The sequence below is a fragment of the Streptomyces sp. NBC_00557 genome (assembly GCF_036345995.1).
Taxonomy (GTDB): Bacteria; Actinomycetota; Actinomycetes; order Streptomycetales; family Streptomycetaceae; genus Streptomyces.
In genome coordinates, this window is sequence record NZ_CP107796.1 from 4,000,455 (window position 1) to 4,015,901 (window position 15,447).

Consider the following 15,447-nt stretch of genomic DNA (forward strand, 5'->3'; position numbering starts at 1 on the left):
GTCGCCCGTCGGCGTCGCGGCGGCTCCAGGCCGACCGGTCGCCGGCGTCGCGGCAGCTTCAAGTCAGTGGTCGCCGACCGGCGTACAGCGCTCAAGGCACATCGGCCGCCCGTCGGCGCGCGGCTCCAGGCCCAGCGGTCGCCCGCTAGCGGCGCGGCGGCTCCAGGCCCAGCACGCGGTCCTTCAGCGCCGGGAACTGCTCGCGGGTGGCCGCCACCTTCGCGGGGTCGAGGTCGACGGTGAGGATCTCCTCGTCCGGGCCCGCCTCGGCGAGCACCTCGCCCCACGGGTCCACCACGATCGAGTGACCCGCCTGGGGAACTCCCGCGTGGGTGCCGGCCGTTCCACACGCGAGCACGAACGCCTGGTTCTCCACCGCCCGTGCCTGAGCCAGCAGCGTCCAGTGCGAGCGCCGTCGCTCGGGCCAGCCCGCCGGGATCACCAGGGTGTCGGCGCCCGCGTCGACCAGGGCACGGAAGAGTTCGGGGAAACGGAGGTCGTAGCAGGTGGCCACGCCGAGCGTGGTCCCGGGCAGCCGGACCGTCACCAGGTCCCGCCCGGCGCCCATCAGGACGGCCTCGCCCTTGTCGAAGCCGAAGCGGTGGATCTTGCGGTAGGCGGCGGCCAGTTCACCGGAGGGGGAGAAGACGAGAGAGGTGTTGTAGAGGGGCCCGTCAGGGTCACGCTCCGGAATCGACCCCGCGTGCAGCCACACGCCCGCGTCGCTCGCGGCCTTGGCCATCGCCTCGTGCGTCGGCCCCTCCAGCGGCTCGGCCTCGCGGCCGAACTCCTCGTAGGCGAAGGCGCCGGTGGTCCACAGCTCGGGCAGGACGACGAGGTCGGCACCGGCCTGTTCCCGGACCAGTGCGGCCACCCGCTGCCGCCGGGACTCGACCGATTCGTCCTCGTTCACAGCGATCTGGATCAGCGAGGCGCGCACACTACCACCGTCCTGGCATTCGAGTCGTCCACACCGGCCTACGATCGTCACACGAAAGCACTGCCGGGGTGCCTGCGGGGAGCGTAACTTAGCCTCCCAGACACCCGCCGAAGTGCAGCCACCGCCCGCTGGCACCGCCGCCACAACCTGCCCGTGTACCGACCGCCGAGGGGTCCCGTTCCGTGAGTCTGCATCCCACCCTCCAGCCCTACGCCGATGCCTGGACGCACTCCATCGAAGCGATATCCGAGATGGTGCAGCCGCTCGTCGAGGGCGAGTGGAACCGGCGGACCCCCTGCCCGGGCTGGTCGGTTCGGGACATCGTGTCGCACGTCATCGGCATGGAGTGCGAGATGCTCGGCGACCCGCGCCCGATCCACTCCCTGCCCCGCGACCTGTTCCATGTCACCACCGAGCACCAGCGGTACATGGAGATGCAGGTCGACGTCCGCCGCCACCACACGGCGCCGGAGATGACGGCCGAGCTGGAGTACACGGTCATCCGCCGCAACCGGCAGCTGCGCAACGAGTCCCGTGACCCCGGCACCATGGTGCGCGGCCCGCTGGGCAAGGAGATCACGCTGGAACAGGCCTACCGCATGCGCGCCTTCGACGTGTGGGTGCACGAACAGGACCTGCGTACGGCCCTCGGCCGCCCCGGCAACCTGGACTCCCCGGGTGCGTACGTGACCCGCGACGTCCTCCTGGACGCGCTCCCCAAGGTCGTCGCGAAGGACGCGGACGCGCCGCGCAGTTCGGCCATCGTCTTCGACGTGCACGGCCCGGTGGAGTTCCTGCGCACGGTCCGCGTCGACATCCAGGGCCGCGGCACCCTGGAAGCCACCCCGGCCCTCGGCCCGGCCGCCACCCTCACCCTCGACTGGGAGACCTACGTCCGCCTCGCCTGCGGCCGCGTCACCCCCGAGGCGGTCGCCGACCGGGTCAAGACCGAGGGCGACCCGGCCCTGACGGCAGCGATCCTGGCGAACTTCACGGTGACGCCGTAGGGGGTGCCCCGCAGGGCGCGAGCGGCGGTGGTGACGGAGAGCCGCCGACGGCGCGGAGCCGGGAAGGCTGGGCGGCTCCTCGAGCGACGTCGGGCGGCTTCTCGAGCGACTGGAAACGGGTGGCGCGTGGGTGGGAGAGCGTCGGCGCGGGAGAGCGTCGGCGTCGGAGCTAGGCCGCAGGCACGTGCACCGTCTCCACCCGGCTCGCCACCAGCCGCTCACGCTCACGCCGAGCCGCCCGCCCCCGCAGCCGCAGGATCTGCGAGACCCCGAGCGCCTGCAGCACGAACACCGCCGAGAACGCGACGCCGTAGTGGTCCCCCGTGGCGTCCAGCAGCACCCCGATCGCGAACAGCGTCGTCATCGAGGCGACGAAACCACCCATGTTGGTGATCCCCGACGCCGTCCCCTGCCGCTCCGGCGGATTCGCCGGCCGGGCGAAGTCGAACCCGATCATCGAGGCCGGCCCGCACGCGCCCAGCACCGTGCACAGCACGACCAGCAGCCACATCGGCGCGTGCGCCCCGGGATACGCCAGCGTCGCAGCCCACAGCGTCGCCGTCGCTCCCACCGTCCCCAGCGCCAGCGGCAGCCGGGCCGCATGGTGCCGGGCGACGATCTGGCCGTAGACCAGACCGATCACCATGTTGGACAGCACGACCAGCGTGAGCAGGTCACCGGCCGTGGCCCGGCTGAGCCCCTGCGCCTGCACCAGGAACGGCATCCCCCACAGCAGCAGGAACACCATGGCCGGGAACTGCGTGGTGAAGTGCACCCACAGCCCGAGCCGCGTCCCCGGCTCCCGCCAGGCCGCCGCGATCTGCCGGCGCACGTACGCCGCGCCCTGGTGCGCGACGGGCTCCGGCTCGTACCCCTCGGGGTGGTCCTTGAGGAACAGCAGCGTCAGCACGAGGACGACGACGCCCGCGAGCGCGCTGCCGGCGAACGCCGCGGTCCAGCCGATGCCGTGCAGCAGCCGGGCGATGACCAGTGTGGAGACCAGGTTGCCCGCCATGCCGACGAGCCCCGCGAGCTGCGCGACCAGCGGTCCGCGCCGGGCCGGGAACCAGCGGGTGCCGAGCCGCAGCACGCTGATGAAGGTCATCGCGTCGCCGCAGCCCAGCAGCGCACGCGAGGCGAGCGCGGTGCCGTAGGACGGGGAGAAGGCGAAGCCCAGCTGCCCGGCCGTGAACAGCACCGCCCCGATGCTCAGCACCTTCTTGGTGCCGAGCCGGTCGACGAGCAGGCCGACGGGTATCTGCATGCCGGCGTAGACCAGCAGCTGGAGGATGGAGAACGTCGACAGGGCGGAGGCGTTCACATGGAAGCGGTCCGCCGCGTCCAGTCCCGCCACCCCCAGTGACGTACGGAAGATGACGGCGACGAAGTAGACGGCGACGCCCGTGCACCACACGGTGACGGCGCGTCGGCCGCCCGGCGGATCACCCGGGAGGGTGGGGTTCCGTGCCGGGGTGCTCATCGGACCTCACCCCGCGCGAGGTGCTCGAACCAGGTCACATGCCGGTGCACGACCTCGACGGCCGCCTCCGCGTCCCCGGCGCTCAGCGCCCGCAGGATCTCCTCGTGCTCGGCGAGCGTCTTGGCGATCCGGTCGGGGTGGGAGTGCATGACGGCGACTCCCATCCGCAGCTGCCGGTCGCGCAGCTGGTCGTAGAGCCGGGACAGGATCTCGTTGCCGCCGCTGCGCACGATCTCGGCGTGGAAGCAGCGGTCGGTCACCGCGGCCCCGGCCAGGTCACCGGCGGCGGCCTGCGCCTTCTGCTGCTCCAGCAGCTCGGCGAGCCGCTCGAGCAGCGCGGGCGGGGCGGGTACGGCCTTGCGCGCGGCGTGCTCCTCGACCAGCTGGCGGGTCTCCACCACGTCGGCGATCTCCTGCGCGGAGACCGGCAGGACCAGGGCGCCCTTCTTCGGATACAGCCGGATCAGGCCCTCGACCTCCAGCCGCAGCAGCGCCTCGCGCACGGGCGTGCGGGAGACCCCGACGGCCTCGGCCAGCTCGCCCTCCGTGAGGAGGGTGCCGCCCTCGTAGCGACGGTCGAGCACGCCCTGCTTGACATGGGCGTACACGCGGTCGGCGGCGGGCGGGGGCTTGTCGTGCCGGCGGGCCGGCTGCTGTACGGCCGTCTTCATGGCCACAGCATAGATACAACACGTACGCAAGGTGCAGCGGCGTCCACCATCCGGACGGGACGTCGAGCCCGGCGCCCCGTGCGACGAAGATCTCCTGCAGCATCCGTGCAACCTTCTGTGCTACTTACGTGTCTCACACTTGCGGCCTCTTGCTCTCGCCACCTCAACTCGGCCGCACTACAGGGGCATTCACGACTATCGGGGTACATCACTTTGATTACCGGCATTAAGGGCACCCGCAGCACCAGCATCCGCAGAGCCGCCGCCGTCGCCGTCACCTCCGGCGCGCTGCTCGCGACCGGCGCCCTCACCGCAGCTCCCGCTCAGGCCGTCACCACGCCCTCGATCATCGCCAAGGGCGGCTACGCGATGAACAACGCGAGCGGTACGACGCTGTTCAAGAAGGCGGCGGACACCCGTCGCTCAACCGGTTCCACCACCAAGATCATGACCGCCAAGGTCGTGCTCGCGCAGTCGAACCTCAACCTCGACAAGCAGGTGACGATCCAGAAGGCGTACAGCGACTACGTCGTCAAGAACAACGCCTCCCAGGCCCACCTGATCGTCGGCGACAAGGTCACCGTCCGCCAGCTGCTGTACGGCCTGATGCTCCCGTCCGGCTGCGACGCCGCCTACGCGCTCGCCGACACCTACGGTTCCGGCTCCACCCGCGCCGCGCGCGTGAGCAACTTCATCGGCAAGATGAACGCCGCCGCCAAGAGCCTCAACCTCACGAACACCCACTTCGACTCGTTCGACGGCATCGGCAACGGCAGCAACTACTCGACCCCGCGCGACCTGACGAAGATCGCCAGCAGCGCGATGAAGAACGCCACGTTCCGCGCGATCGTCAAGACGAAGTCGTACACCGCGAAGACGATCACCAAGACCGGCAGCACCCGCACGATGGCCCCGTGGACCAACACCAACGGGCTGCTCAGCAGCTACAGCGGCACCATCGGCGTGAAGACCGGCTCCGGCCCGGAGGCCGGCTACTGCCTGGTCTTCGCCGCCACCCGCAACGGCAAGACCGTCATCGGCACCGTCCTCGCCTCCACCTCCATCCCGAACCGGGAGTCGGACGCGAAGAAGATCATGAACTACGGCTTCGCCACGCTCGGCTGACACACCTGAGGCACTGACGGGCTCGCCGCGCAAACGGCGGGCCCGTTCGCATGTGCGGACTCGTCCGCGTCTGCGGCAGTGTGCCGCAGCCGGAGGCATTGGGACGGCAGCCGGTCCGCCCGGTGGTCCCACTCGGCGTCAGTGCGCAGCTCCCTCCCTTCCGGGTCCGGTCGTCACCCCCGCGGGGGCAGCTGGTCGTAGGTCTTGAAGGTGTATGAGGCGTCGTAGGACAGCAGGTTGCCTTCGGTCGCCGGCAGACCGAGGCGTCGGTCCAGGAGCCCGGTGAGCGGCCCGCAGTGTTCGGCGGCCGGGACGGTGAACGTGTCGTCGTAGGCCGAGAACTCGATCACCGGAGGGTCCTGGGAGACCCACGTCGAGGGACCGGAGCGCTTCAGCCGGAAGTCGACCGGTGCGTCCGCCCCGATGGCGCAACTGTGCGGCAGCAGCGGGCCGGTGAGCCGGAACCGCAGGCTGAGCTGCCCGGTGTAGAAGTCGGACCGGCCGCCGTACTCCGGCTGTATCGCCAGCCCCGCGGTCGCGCGGTCCCCGGCCGGGATGCCCGTCAGGCCCCCCGGTATGGCGGTGGGGGAGCTGTGCATCGCGCCCCACACCTGGCCCTTGCCGCCGTCCGGCATCGGGCCCTCGGCGTGGGTCATGGTGATCGGGGCGAGGCCGCCCGTGACGTCGCCCAGGGTCAACCGCGGGGCGGCCGTGTGCACTTCGCATCTCCACCGCGCCGGGTCGACGCCGTCGGGCAGCGGCGGGCAGTCACCGAAGACGGTCGCGGCCGCAGTCGGGAGGCGCGGCGCGGCATGGGCGGCGCCCGGCACTCCCACCGCCGCCGTACCGGCGAGGACGGCGGCGCCCGCGACGGCGGCGACACGGTGGACGGAGGAGGAACCCGGACGTACTCGGGGGGAACCGGGGCGACCGGCAACGGATTTCGTCATGGCACCAGCGTGCCGCCGTAGCCACCCCCTCACCATCCGTGACGTCCCTGACACCACCCCGACCGGTCCCTGACACGACGTCAGGGCCGGTCCCTCCGCGGTGTGCGGGACGTCCCAGGTCAGCGCAACCCCGGAAGCCGTCGAAGCTCCCCGATCCCCAGCGCTCTGCCGACCACGACGTAGACGAGCCCGAGTGCGAGCGAGCCGGAGACGGTCGTCAGCGCGGCGCTCACCGTGCCGTGCCCCGCCACCCGGGCACAGGTCCGCGCCGCCGCCCAGGCCGCCACCGCCGCGACCCCTCCGGCGCCCAGCAGCCTGGCGTAGGTGCCGCGCAGGGTGCCGTCGTCGAGCCGGCCGCCGGTGCGGCGGGCCAGCAGGCGGGCGGTCAGGAGGAGCCCGGCGGCGTAGGAGACGGTGTAGGCGCCGGCCATCCCGGTGACCGCCCAGCGCGCGGGCAGCAGCAGATGGCAGGCGGTGGCGAGCGCGACGTTGACGACCCCGATCCACACGGCCATGAAGAACGGCGTGCGGGTGTCCTCGAACGCGTAGAAGCCGCGCAGCAGCAGGTACTGCGCGGAGAACGGGATCAGCCCGAGCCCGAAGGCCTGGAGCATGTGTCCCAGGGGCTGGGCCGTGGCGGGATCGGCGGCGCCGTGCGCGAAAAGGAGGACGGCGATGTCCGGCCCGAGCGCGGTGAAGAGGAAGGCGGCCGGCACGATCACCACCCCGCTGACCCGCAGCGCCCGGGACAGGTCGGCGCGCAGATCGGCGATCCGCCCCTCCGCGGCAGCCCTGCTCATACGCGGCAGCAGGGCGGTGACGAGCGAGACGGTCACGATGGACTGCGGCAGCATCCAGATGGTCTGCGCGTAGCTGTACGCCGTGTAGCCGACGCCCGCCTTCGGCAGCTGCTGGTCGGCGGCGTTGGCGTAGTTGGTGACGACGGTGAGCGCGACCAGGTTGGTCAGCACGAACAGCAGCGTCCACTTGGCCGCGTGGATCCCGGAACCGAGTCCGGCTCCGCGCCAGTCGAACCGGGGCCGGAACCGGAAGCCTGCGGCACGCGCGAACGGGATGAGCGCGAGGGCCTGTACGGCGATGCCGAGGGTCGTCCCGACGCCGAGCCATCGCACCTGGGCATCGGTGACGTCGGTGACGGAGCGGGGCACGGTCATCATCCCGAGATACACGCCGAACATCGCCACGAGCACGACGTTGTTGAGCACCGGCGTCCACATCATGGCGCCGAACCTCTCGCGGGCGTTGAGCACTTGGCCGTAGATGGCGAAGAGCCCGTAGAAGAAGATCTGCGGAAGCAGGAACCGTGCGAAGACGACCGTCAGCCGGTACGCCGCGTGCTCCTTGGGCGTGTCCCGTATGTACAGGCTCACGATCTCCGGCGCCGCCCACACGGCGAGCGCGGTACCGACGGCCAGCACACTGACGACGAGGGTGACGAGCCGCTGCTCGTACGCCCGCCCGCCATCGGCGTGCGAGGCACGCGCGCGTACCAGCTGCGGAACCAGCACGGCGTTCAGCGCGCCGCCGATCAGCAGGGTGTACAGGCTGGTCGGCACGGTGTTGGCCGTGTTGTACGTGCTCGCGAGCAGTCCCGTCCCGAGCGCGGCCCCTTGCAGCACCTGCCGGACCAGCCCACTGGCCCGCGACACGACGGTCCCACCGGCCATGAGCACCGAGGCCCGCCCGGCACCACCCGCCGCCCGCGGCTTCACAGGCCGCCCGGCGGCCTTCTCCCCCGTCACCATGCCGTCACATTACGGCAGTTGTGATCAGTCCCGGCCAGATGCCTGGCGAAACGGCCGGTCAGCCGGTCGCCGCGTTCCGTACAGCCGCCGCACATCCGGGCCCGGGGCACGGGCCGCCATCTGCCGGCCGGAGCCCCGAGGGCCATTGGCCGCCTTCATCCGCTCCCGCGGCGGAGCCGAGGACGGCGCGCCGGTGTATGTGCCGAAACAGTCCTGAGCGAGCCGGAAAGCAGAAGGGGGCGGCCGCACGTCGCGTGTGCGGCCGCTCGCGCTTCCAGGCTGTCCTGGCCGTCACGCCCAGGTGATCAGCCTCTTCGGCTGTTCCAGAATCGCCGCCACGTCCGCCAGCACCTTCGAGCCCAGTTCGCCGTCCACCAGGCGGTGGTCGAAGCTCAGCGCCAATGTGGTGACCTGGCGCGGCTTGACCTTGCCCTTGTGGACCCACGGCTGGAGCTTGATCGCGCCGACCGCGAGGATCGCCGACTCGCCGGGGTTGAGGATCGGCGTGCCGGTGTCGACGCCGAAGACGCCGACGTTGGTGATGGTCACCGTGCCGCCCTGCATCGCGGCGGGGGACGTCTTGCCCTCGCGGGCCGTCGTCACCAGCTCGCCGAGGGCGGCGGCCAGCTGCGGGAGCGTCTTTTCGTGCGCGTCCTTGATGTTCGGCACGATCAGGCCGCGCGGAGTGGCCGCAGCGATGCCCAGGTTGACGTAGTGCTTCTGGACGATCTCCTGGTTGGCCTCGTCCCAGGACGCGTTGATCTCCGGGTTGCGCTTGATCGCGACCAGCAGGGCCTTGGCGATCAGCAGCAGCGGGTTGACCCGCAGACCCTGCATCTCCTTGTCCTGCTTCAGCTCCTCGACCAGCTTCATCGTGCGGGTGACGTCGACCGTCACGAACTCCGTGACGTGCGGAGCCGTGAACGCCGAGCCGACCATCGCCGCCGCCGTCGCCTTGCGGACGCCCTTGACCGGGATGCGGGTCTCGCGCGCGCCGTCGTAGGACGCTGCCGGCGCCGGAGTCACCGGTGCGGCCGGGGCCGCTGCGGCGGGGACCGGCTGCTCGGCGGGCCGTGGTGCCGCCGCCGCGTGGACGTCCTCGCGCGTGATGATGCCGTCCGGGCCGGACGGGGTGACCGTCGCCAGGTCGACGCCGAGGTCCTTGGCCAGCTTGCGCACCGGCGGCTTGGCCAGCGGGCGGGGCTTCTCGGCGACCGGCGGGTGGCCGTTCAGCTCGGCCTGGATCGCCTGGGCCGGCGCCGGGACGCTCACCTCGGGACCCTTGCGGGGGCGCCGCTTGGTGGCGGAGGTCGACACGCCGTAGCCGACGAGCACCGGCTGGCGGCCCTCCGGCTTGGGCTCGGCCTCCTCGGCGGCGGGCTGCGGCTGCTGCACCGGCGCCTCGGCCGCCGTACCGCCCGTCACGTCCACCGCGATGATGGGCGTGCCCACGTCGACCGTGGTGCCCTCGGGGAAGTGGAGGGCGCGGACCACGCCGTCGTAGGGGATGGGCAGTTCCACCGCCGCCTTGGCGGTCTCCACCTCGCACACCACCTGGCCGTCGGTGACGGTGTCACCCGGCTGGACGTACCACTTGAGGATCTCGGCCTCGGTGAGTCCCTCGCCGACGTCCGGCATCTTGAACTCGCGTACGGACGCTTCCGTCATCGTCGTCACGACCTTCTCCCTCAGTACGCCAGCGAGCGGTCGACGGCGTCGAGCACGCGGTCCAGGTCCGGCAGGTACTCCTCCTCCAGGCGGGCCGGCGGGTAGGGGGCGTGGTAACCGCCCACCCGCAGGACCGGTGCCTCCAGGTGGTAGAAGCAGCGCTCGGTGATCCGGGCGGCGATCTCCGCGCCGGAGCCGAAGAACACCGGGGCCTCGTGGACCACGACCAGGCGGCGGGTCTTCTCGACGGAGCCCTGGACGGTGTCGAAGTCCAGCGGGGACACCGAGCGCAGGTCCAGGACCTCCAGGGACCGGCCCTCCTCGGCGGCCGCGTCGGCCACCTCCTGGCACAGCTTCACCATGGGGCCGTACGCCGCCAGGGTGAGGTCGGTGCCCTCGCGGACGACCTGCGCCTTGTGCAGCGGGGCGGGGATCGCCTCGGCGTCCACCTCGGCCTTGTCCCAGTACCGGCGCTTCGGCTCGAAGTAGATCACCGGGTCGTCGCTCTGGATGGCCTGCTGCATCATCCAGTACGCGTCCGACGCGTTCGACGGCGAGACGATCTTCAGGCCCGCCACGTGCGCGAACAGGGCCTCGGGGGACTCCGAGTGGTGCTCGACCGCGCCGATGCCGCCGCCGTAGGGGATGCGGACGACGACCGGCAGCTTCACCTTGCCCAGCGAGCGCGCGTGCATCTTCGCGAGCTGGGTGACGATCTGGTCGTAGGCCGGGAAGACGAAGCCGTCGAACTGGATCTCCACCACCGGGCGGTAGCCGCGCAGGGCGAGGCCGATCGCGGTGCCGACGATGCCGGACTCCGCCAGCGGGGTGTCGATGACGCGGCTGTCGCCGAAGTCCTTCTGCAGGCCGTCCGTCACGCGGAACACGCCGCCGAGCTTGCCGACGTCCTCACCCATGATCAGAACCTTGGGGTCGGTCTCCAGGGCGCGGCGCAGCGACTCGTTGATGGCCTTGGCCATCGCCATCTTCTCGGCCATCTCAGTGACCCCCTTCTGCGTCCGCGAACGACGCCTGGTAGGCGGCGAACTGCGCTCGCTCCTCGTCGACGAGCGCGTGCCCGTCCGCGTACACGTTCTCGAAGATGGCGAAGTGGTCCGGGTCGGGCATGGCGCGGACCGCTTCGCGCACTCGCTTGCCCAACGCCTCGGACTCGTGCTCGAGTTCCGCGAAGAATCCCTCGTCCGCGTGGTTTGAGGCCTCCAGATACCGGCGAAGGCGCAGGAGCGGATCCTTCGCCTCCCAGGCGAGGCGCTCGTCGTCGCCGCGGTAGCGGGTGGGGTCGTCGGAGGTGGTGTGGGCGCCCATGCGGTAGGTGTACGCCTCGACGAGGGTGGGGCCCTCGCCGCTGCGGGCGCGCTCCAGCGCCCACTTGGTGACCGCGAGGCAGGCCAGCACGTCGTTGCCGTCCACGCGCACGCCGGGGAAGCCGAAGCCCTGGGCGCGCTGGTAGAGCGGCACCCGGCTCTGCTTCTCGGTCGGCTCGGAGATCGCCCACTGGTTGTTCTGGCAGAAGAACACCACGGGGGCGTTGTAGACCGCGGAGAAGGTGAACGATTCGGCCACGTCGCCCTGGCTGCTCGCGCCGTCGCCGAAGTAGGCGATCACCGCGCTGTCCGCGCCGTCCTTGGCGACGCCCATCGCGTAGCCGGTGGCGTGCAGCGTCTGGGAGCCGATGACGATCGTGTACAGGTGGAAGTTGTTGCTGTTCGGGTCCCAGCCGCCGTTGTTCACGCCGCGGAACATACCGAGCAGGTTGGTCGGGTCGACCCCGCGGCACCAGGCGACGCCGTGCTCCCGGTAGGTCGGGAAGACGTAGTCGTCGTCGCGCAGCGCCCGACCGGAGCCGATCTGGGCGGCCTCCTGGCCCAGCAGGGAGGCCCACAGGCCCAGCTCGCCCTGGCGCTGCAGGGCGGTGGCCTCGGCGTCGAAGCGGCGGGTGAGCACCATGTCGCGGTACAGGCCGCGCAGGTCTTCGGGGGTGATGCCGGCGACGTAGGCGTCGTACTCGGCGTTCTCGACCCGCTCGCCCTCGGGCGTCAGCAGCTGTACGAGCTCGGGCTCGGTGCTCTGCGCGGCGGTGGCGCGGGGGGTGCGCTTGGTGCCGGTGGCTCCGGACTTGGTACCGGTCGTGCCGGTCTTGCTGCCGGTGGTGCCGGCTTTGCCTGCGGCGCTGCGGCGCGGCTTGCGCGTGGCACTGCTGTCCACGGTCACGTGTGCTCCTCCGTCGTTCCGGCCCCCGGGGTTGCCGGTAGGCCAGTGCGGCTCACCTGTTTCGACCACCGGGCACGGGGTGGGTGCCACTCGGCCGGGAACAGGCGTGACAGGTGCCCCGGCGAGCGCCCTGCAACCATCACGTTACCCACAGCTCCACATTTCTGTGAAACCCCACCTGACCTGCGATTTTGCTTGGATTTCCAAGTAAATCGAGGAGGTGTGGAAGCGCGCTGGTCACAGCCTTGCGAAAGGCCGGAGCAAAGCGCACGTTATATCGCTGACCCAGGTCACGGGAAGAGCTGTGTGTGAGACCGATCGCGCACACAAGGCAGGACATGTCCGGGCGTTCTCCCGCGACGGCCGTGAGGGTGACCGCTGCGGCGCACGGGACGGGACAGGGCGCCGCTCGCCGGCAGCCGCTCGTCGCGCCCTTGATGGGGACGGAAAATCACGGAGCCCTTTGCGGCAGGCGGGAACTCGTCGGGGATTTTCGAACAACGCGCCGCCTCCGGAGAGGGAATCATGATCAGAATGCGCGAGGAACGCACGCCCCGGACCATGGCGTGACCGAATGCGATCGACGGCGACTTCCTGTGACAACGCCCAGCTCACAGCCTCTTTTCGTGCCCTACGATCTGCGGCGTGCCGCGCTCATGTGTACCACCCCCCGTACCCCACGCGCCCCCTTTGGGCACCTTGCTGCGCCTCTACGCCGCCGGTACGGCCCTCACGTGCGAGCCGGTCGACCAGGGGCTGCTGAACCGCGGCTACCGGCTGTGCACCACGCGCGGCCGCTACTTCCTCAAGCACCACTTCGACCCCGACACCGCCGACCCCGCCGCCATCGAGCGCCGGCACCGCGCCACCCAGCGGCTGGCCGACCTCGGCGTCCCGGTCGCCGTACCCCTCGCGCACCGCGAGGGCCGCACGGTCGCCGTCGTCGGCGGCCACGCCTACGCGCTGCACCCCTGGATCGACGGCAGGCACCGCCACGGCGGACAGCTCACGCGCGGGGAGAGCGCGCGCCTGGGCGCGGTCCTGGGCGCCGTGCACGCCTGTCTGGAGCGGGTGATGCCGCCCAAGGGGCGCACGCGCCCCGCCACCAGCCCGCACCCCGTGGAGAGCGCCGACCCCGCCGACACCTACGCGCTCATCGACGACCTGCTCGCCCATGTGCGCCGGCACCGCCCCGCCGACGCCTTCGACGAGCTGGCCCGGCACCGGCTGCTGGAACGCCGCGCGCTCCTGGAGCAGCACGCGGACCGCCGCCCGCCGCCCGGCGGCTCGGTGGGCTGGGTGCACGGCGACTTCCACCCGTTCAACGTGCTCTACAAGGACGACACCCCGGCGGCCATCGTCGACTGGGACCGGCTCGGTGTGCAGCCCCGCGCCGAGGAGGCCGTACGCGCCGCCGCGATCTTCTTCGTACGGCCCGCGGGCACCCTCGATCTGCCGAAAGTGCGCGCCTACGCGCGCGCGTACCGGCGTGCGGCCGACGCCACGCCCTCGGAGCTGGCGGCGGCCGTGCACCGGGTGTGGTGGGAGCGGCTGAACGACTTCTGGATGCTGCGCTGGCACTACGAAAAGGGCGACACGCGCGCGGACTGCCAGTTCCCGGCCGCGTCCGCGCTCGCCGTGTGGTGGACGCGCGAGTACGAGGCGGTGTGCCAGGCGTTCACCGGCTGACCCCGGCCCGCCTCCGCGGGGCGGCCCCGGTGGCCGCACCGGCGGGCGCGCCTCAACCGGTCGTGCCGGTGTCCGCGCCGCCGTCCGCCGTGGTTCCGCCGTCGGTGGCGCCGTTGGTCGTACCGCTGTCCGTGCCGCCGTTGGTCGTACCCGTGTCCGTGCCGCCGTTGGTCGTACCCGTGTCCGTGCCGCCGTTGGTCGTACCCGTGTCCGTGCCGCCGTTCGTGGTGCTGCCGCTCGTGGACTGCGACGGGGAGGTCTGCGGGTCCGTGGGCTCGTCGGTCGGGCCCGTGGACTGCGACTGGGACGTCTGCGGATCCGACGGCGTGTAGCCGGACCCGCCCGAGGTCGAGCCGGAGCCGTCGTCGGTGGTGGTGCCCGTGGGCTGGTCGGTGGTGTCGTCCGTCGGGGACGGGGTGTGCGAGTGGTCCTTCGGGGCCTGCGAGTGCGTCGCGGGCGGCTTCGTGTGGGTGCCGGTGCCCTGGCCGCCGGTGTTGTGCTTCAGCGCCAGTGCGACACCCGCCGTGATCGCGACGACCGCGAGGACGGCCAGCAGCCACAGCTTGCCGCGGCCGCCGCCCTTGTTGCCGTGCCCCTCGAAGCCGCCGTCGTCGCCGCTTCCGTAGCCCTGCGGCAGGATCGGCTGCGGGATCTGCGCGGTGCCGGAGCCGAAGTCGCCCGGGTGCTGCATCGCGGTCGTCCGCGCGAAACCGCCCGCCGGGGTGTGCCGGCCGTCGTGCGCCTCCACCGGGCCGGTGTTCCAGGTGCCGGTGTGCCCGCCCTGCTCGTACAGCATCTGCAGGCCGTACTGGACCAGACCGCGCATCTCCTCGGCCGTCTGGAACCGGTCGTCCGGCTCCTTGGCGAGCGAGCGCATCACCAGGCCGTCCAGCTCCGGCGGGCAGCCCTCGGAGACCTCCGAGGGCGGGGTCGGGATGTCCTGGACGTGCTGGTAGACCACCGACAGCGGGGTCTCGCCGGTGAACGGGGGCCGCAGCGCGAGCAGTTCGTACAGCAGGCAGCCGGTCGCGTACAGGTCGGAGCGGTGGTCCACGGCCTTGCCGAGCGCCTGCTCCGGGGAGAGGTACTGCGGCGTGCCCATGACCATGCCGGTCTGCGTCATCGTCGTCGACGCGCCGTGCAGGGCGCGCGCGATGCCGAAGTCCATCACCTTCACGGCGCCGCTGTTCGTGATGATCACGTTGGCGGGCTTGATGTCGCGGTGCACGATGCCGTGCTGGTGCGAGTAGGCGAGCGCGTCCAGCACCCCGGAGACGATGATCAGCGCCTGCTCGGGGCCGGGCGCCTCCGCGTTCATCAGCAGGTCGCGGATCGTCCGGCCCTCGACCAGCTCCATCACGATGTACGGCACGGACTGGCCGCCGACGACGTCCTCACCGGAGTCGTACACGGCGACGATCGCGTGGTGGTTGAGGCCGGCCACGGACTGCGCCTCGCGCGTGAAGCGGGCCTTGGAGACCGGGTCCTCGGCGAGGTCCGCACGGAGCAGCTTCACCGCGACGGTACGGCCGAGACGGACGTCCTCGGCCGCGAACACCTCGGCCATGCCGCCCCGGCCCAGCCGGTGGGTCAGCCGGTACCGGCCGTCGCCGACGAGCCCTCCGTTGCCCCATGTCTCCGGCGCGTCCGACATGCCGCCGCCACTCGCCTCGGGGTCGGACGGGCCCTGGGCGCGCTGCGTCTGTGCCATCAGTCCTCGCCGTCGTTTCTGCCCGCGGTGCGCGCGGTGTTGTCACGGTCTCCGTCCGCCCACGCTACAGCCTCCGCGCGAACCACCGGTCCGGAACCGGTACCGGGACCGGCCCAAGCCGGACCGGCCATCAAACCTGTAGCACGCGCTGTCGTGCAAATTCCGTGTGCCGGCCGTACGTCCCCTGTAACGCTTGCGCGACGCTTCT

General features: G+C 71.6%; 12 protein-coding genes. 3 read left to right on the forward strand and 9 right to left on the reverse strand.

What is annotated here, in order from left to right:
- Positions 1-145 precede the first annotated feature (145 nt).
- Positions 146-940 (reverse strand): carbon-nitrogen family hydrolase, encoded by a 795-nt coding sequence (locus OG956_RS17120; RefSeq protein ID WP_330338843.1) that lies wholly within the window; start codon positions 938-940, stop codon positions 146-148.
- Between the two features lie 182 nt (positions 941-1,122).
- Here OG956_RS17120 and OG956_RS17125 point away from each other — a divergent pair, with 182 nt between their 5' ends.
- Positions 1,123-1,947, forward strand: a complete 825-nt coding sequence (locus OG956_RS17125; protein WP_330338844.1) for a maleylpyruvate isomerase family mycothiol-dependent enzyme — start codon at positions 1,123-1,125, stop codon at positions 1,945-1,947.
- 169 nt (positions 1,948-2,116) lie between these two features.
- On the opposite strand, the gene OG956_RS17130 is transcribed toward OG956_RS17125, so the two are convergent.
- A complete protein-coding gene (locus OG956_RS17130) occupies positions 2,117-3,427 on the reverse strand; it encodes an MFS transporter (RefSeq protein WP_330338845.1) in 1,311 nt (436 codons plus the stop codon).
- Positions 3,424-4,098, reverse strand: a complete 675-nt coding sequence (locus OG956_RS17135) for a GntR family transcriptional regulator (RefSeq protein WP_330338846.1) — start codon at positions 4,096-4,098, stop codon at positions 3,424-3,426. Before OG956_RS17135 ends, OG956_RS17130 begins: the two co-directional genes overlap by 4 nt.
- A 213-nt stretch (positions 4,099-4,311) precedes the next feature.
- Between OG956_RS17135 and OG956_RS17140 the strand changes: the two genes are divergently transcribed.
- Complete coding sequence (locus OG956_RS17140) at positions 4,312-5,223, forward strand: D-alanyl-D-alanine carboxypeptidase family protein (RefSeq protein ID WP_330338847.1); 912 nt, start codon at positions 4,312-4,314, stop codon at positions 5,221-5,223.
- Between the two features lie 173 nt (positions 5,224-5,396).
- Here the strand turns inward: OG956_RS17140 and OG956_RS17145 are convergent, their stop codons facing one another.
- The 5 genes from OG956_RS17145 to pdhA all read right to left on the reverse strand — a co-directional run bounded on the left by OG956_RS17145 (position 5,397) and on the right by pdhA (position 11,839).
- On the reverse strand, positions 5,397-6,173 hold the full coding sequence (locus tag OG956_RS17145) for a hypothetical protein (RefSeq protein WP_330338848.1): 777 nt from the start codon (positions 6,171-6,173) through the stop codon (positions 5,397-5,399).
- 119 nt (positions 6,174-6,292) lie between these two features.
- Positions 6,293-7,939, reverse strand: a complete 1,647-nt coding sequence (gene murJ, locus OG956_RS17150; protein WP_443065570.1) for a murein biosynthesis integral membrane protein MurJ — start codon at positions 7,937-7,939, stop codon at positions 6,293-6,295.
- 291 nt (positions 7,940-8,230) lie between these two features.
- Positions 8,231-9,616 carry a dihydrolipoamide acetyltransferase family protein gene (locus tag OG956_RS17155; protein ID WP_330338849.1) on the reverse strand — a complete coding sequence of 462 codons (1,386 nt, stop codon included), beginning with the start codon at positions 9,614-9,616 and terminating at the stop codon, positions 8,231-8,233.
- Positions 9,617-9,627: 11 nt separating this feature from the next.
- Positions 9,628-10,605 carry an alpha-ketoacid dehydrogenase subunit beta gene (locus tag OG956_RS17160; RefSeq protein ID WP_330338850.1) on the reverse strand — a complete coding sequence of 326 codons (978 nt, stop codon included), beginning with the start codon at positions 10,603-10,605 and terminating at the stop codon, positions 9,628-9,630.
- A 1-nt stretch (position 10,606) separates the two neighbouring features.
- On the reverse strand, positions 10,607-11,839 hold the full coding sequence (gene pdhA / locus OG956_RS17165) for a pyruvate dehydrogenase (acetyl-transferring) E1 component subunit alpha (protein WP_330338851.1): 1,233 nt from the start codon (positions 11,837-11,839) through the stop codon (positions 10,607-10,609).
- A 690-nt stretch (positions 11,840-12,529) separates the two neighbouring features.
- Between pdhA and OG956_RS17170 the strand changes: the two genes are divergently transcribed.
- Entirely contained in the window at positions 12,530-13,528 is a 999-nt protein-coding gene (locus OG956_RS17170; RefSeq protein ID WP_330338852.1) for a phosphotransferase, read from the forward strand.
- Positions 13,529-13,580: 52 nt separating this feature from the next.
- On the opposite strand, the gene OG956_RS17175 is transcribed toward OG956_RS17170, so the two are convergent.
- Complete coding sequence (locus OG956_RS17175) at positions 13,581-15,239, reverse strand: protein kinase domain-containing protein (RefSeq protein ID WP_330338853.1); 1,659 nt, start codon at positions 15,237-15,239, stop codon at positions 13,581-13,583.
- Positions 15,240-15,447: the final 208 nt, after the last annotated feature.

Coding starts and splice junctions, on each gene's coding strand:
- OG956_RS17175 (WP_330338853.1), bottom strand. CDS start 15,239: ATGGCACAGACGCAGCGCGCCCAGGGCCCGTCCGACCCCGAGGCGAGT.
- OG956_RS17130 (WP_330338845.1), bottom strand. CDS start 3,427: ATGAGCACCCCGGCACGGAACCCCACCCTCCCGGGTGATCCGCCGGGC.
- murJ (WP_443065570.1), bottom strand. CDS start 7,939: ATGGTGACGGGGGAGAAGGCCGCCGGGCGGCCTGTGAAGCCGCGGGCG.
- OG956_RS17145 (WP_330338848.1), bottom strand. CDS start 6,173: ATGACGAAATCCGTTGCCGGTCGCCCCGGTTCCCCCCGAGTACGTCCG.
- OG956_RS17135 (WP_330338846.1), bottom strand. CDS start 4,098: ATGAAGACGGCCGTACAGCAGCCGGCCCGCCGGCACGACAAGCCCCCG.
- OG956_RS17160 (WP_330338850.1), bottom strand. CDS start 10,605: ATGGCCGAGAAGATGGCGATGGCCAAGGCCATCAACGAGTCGCTGCGC.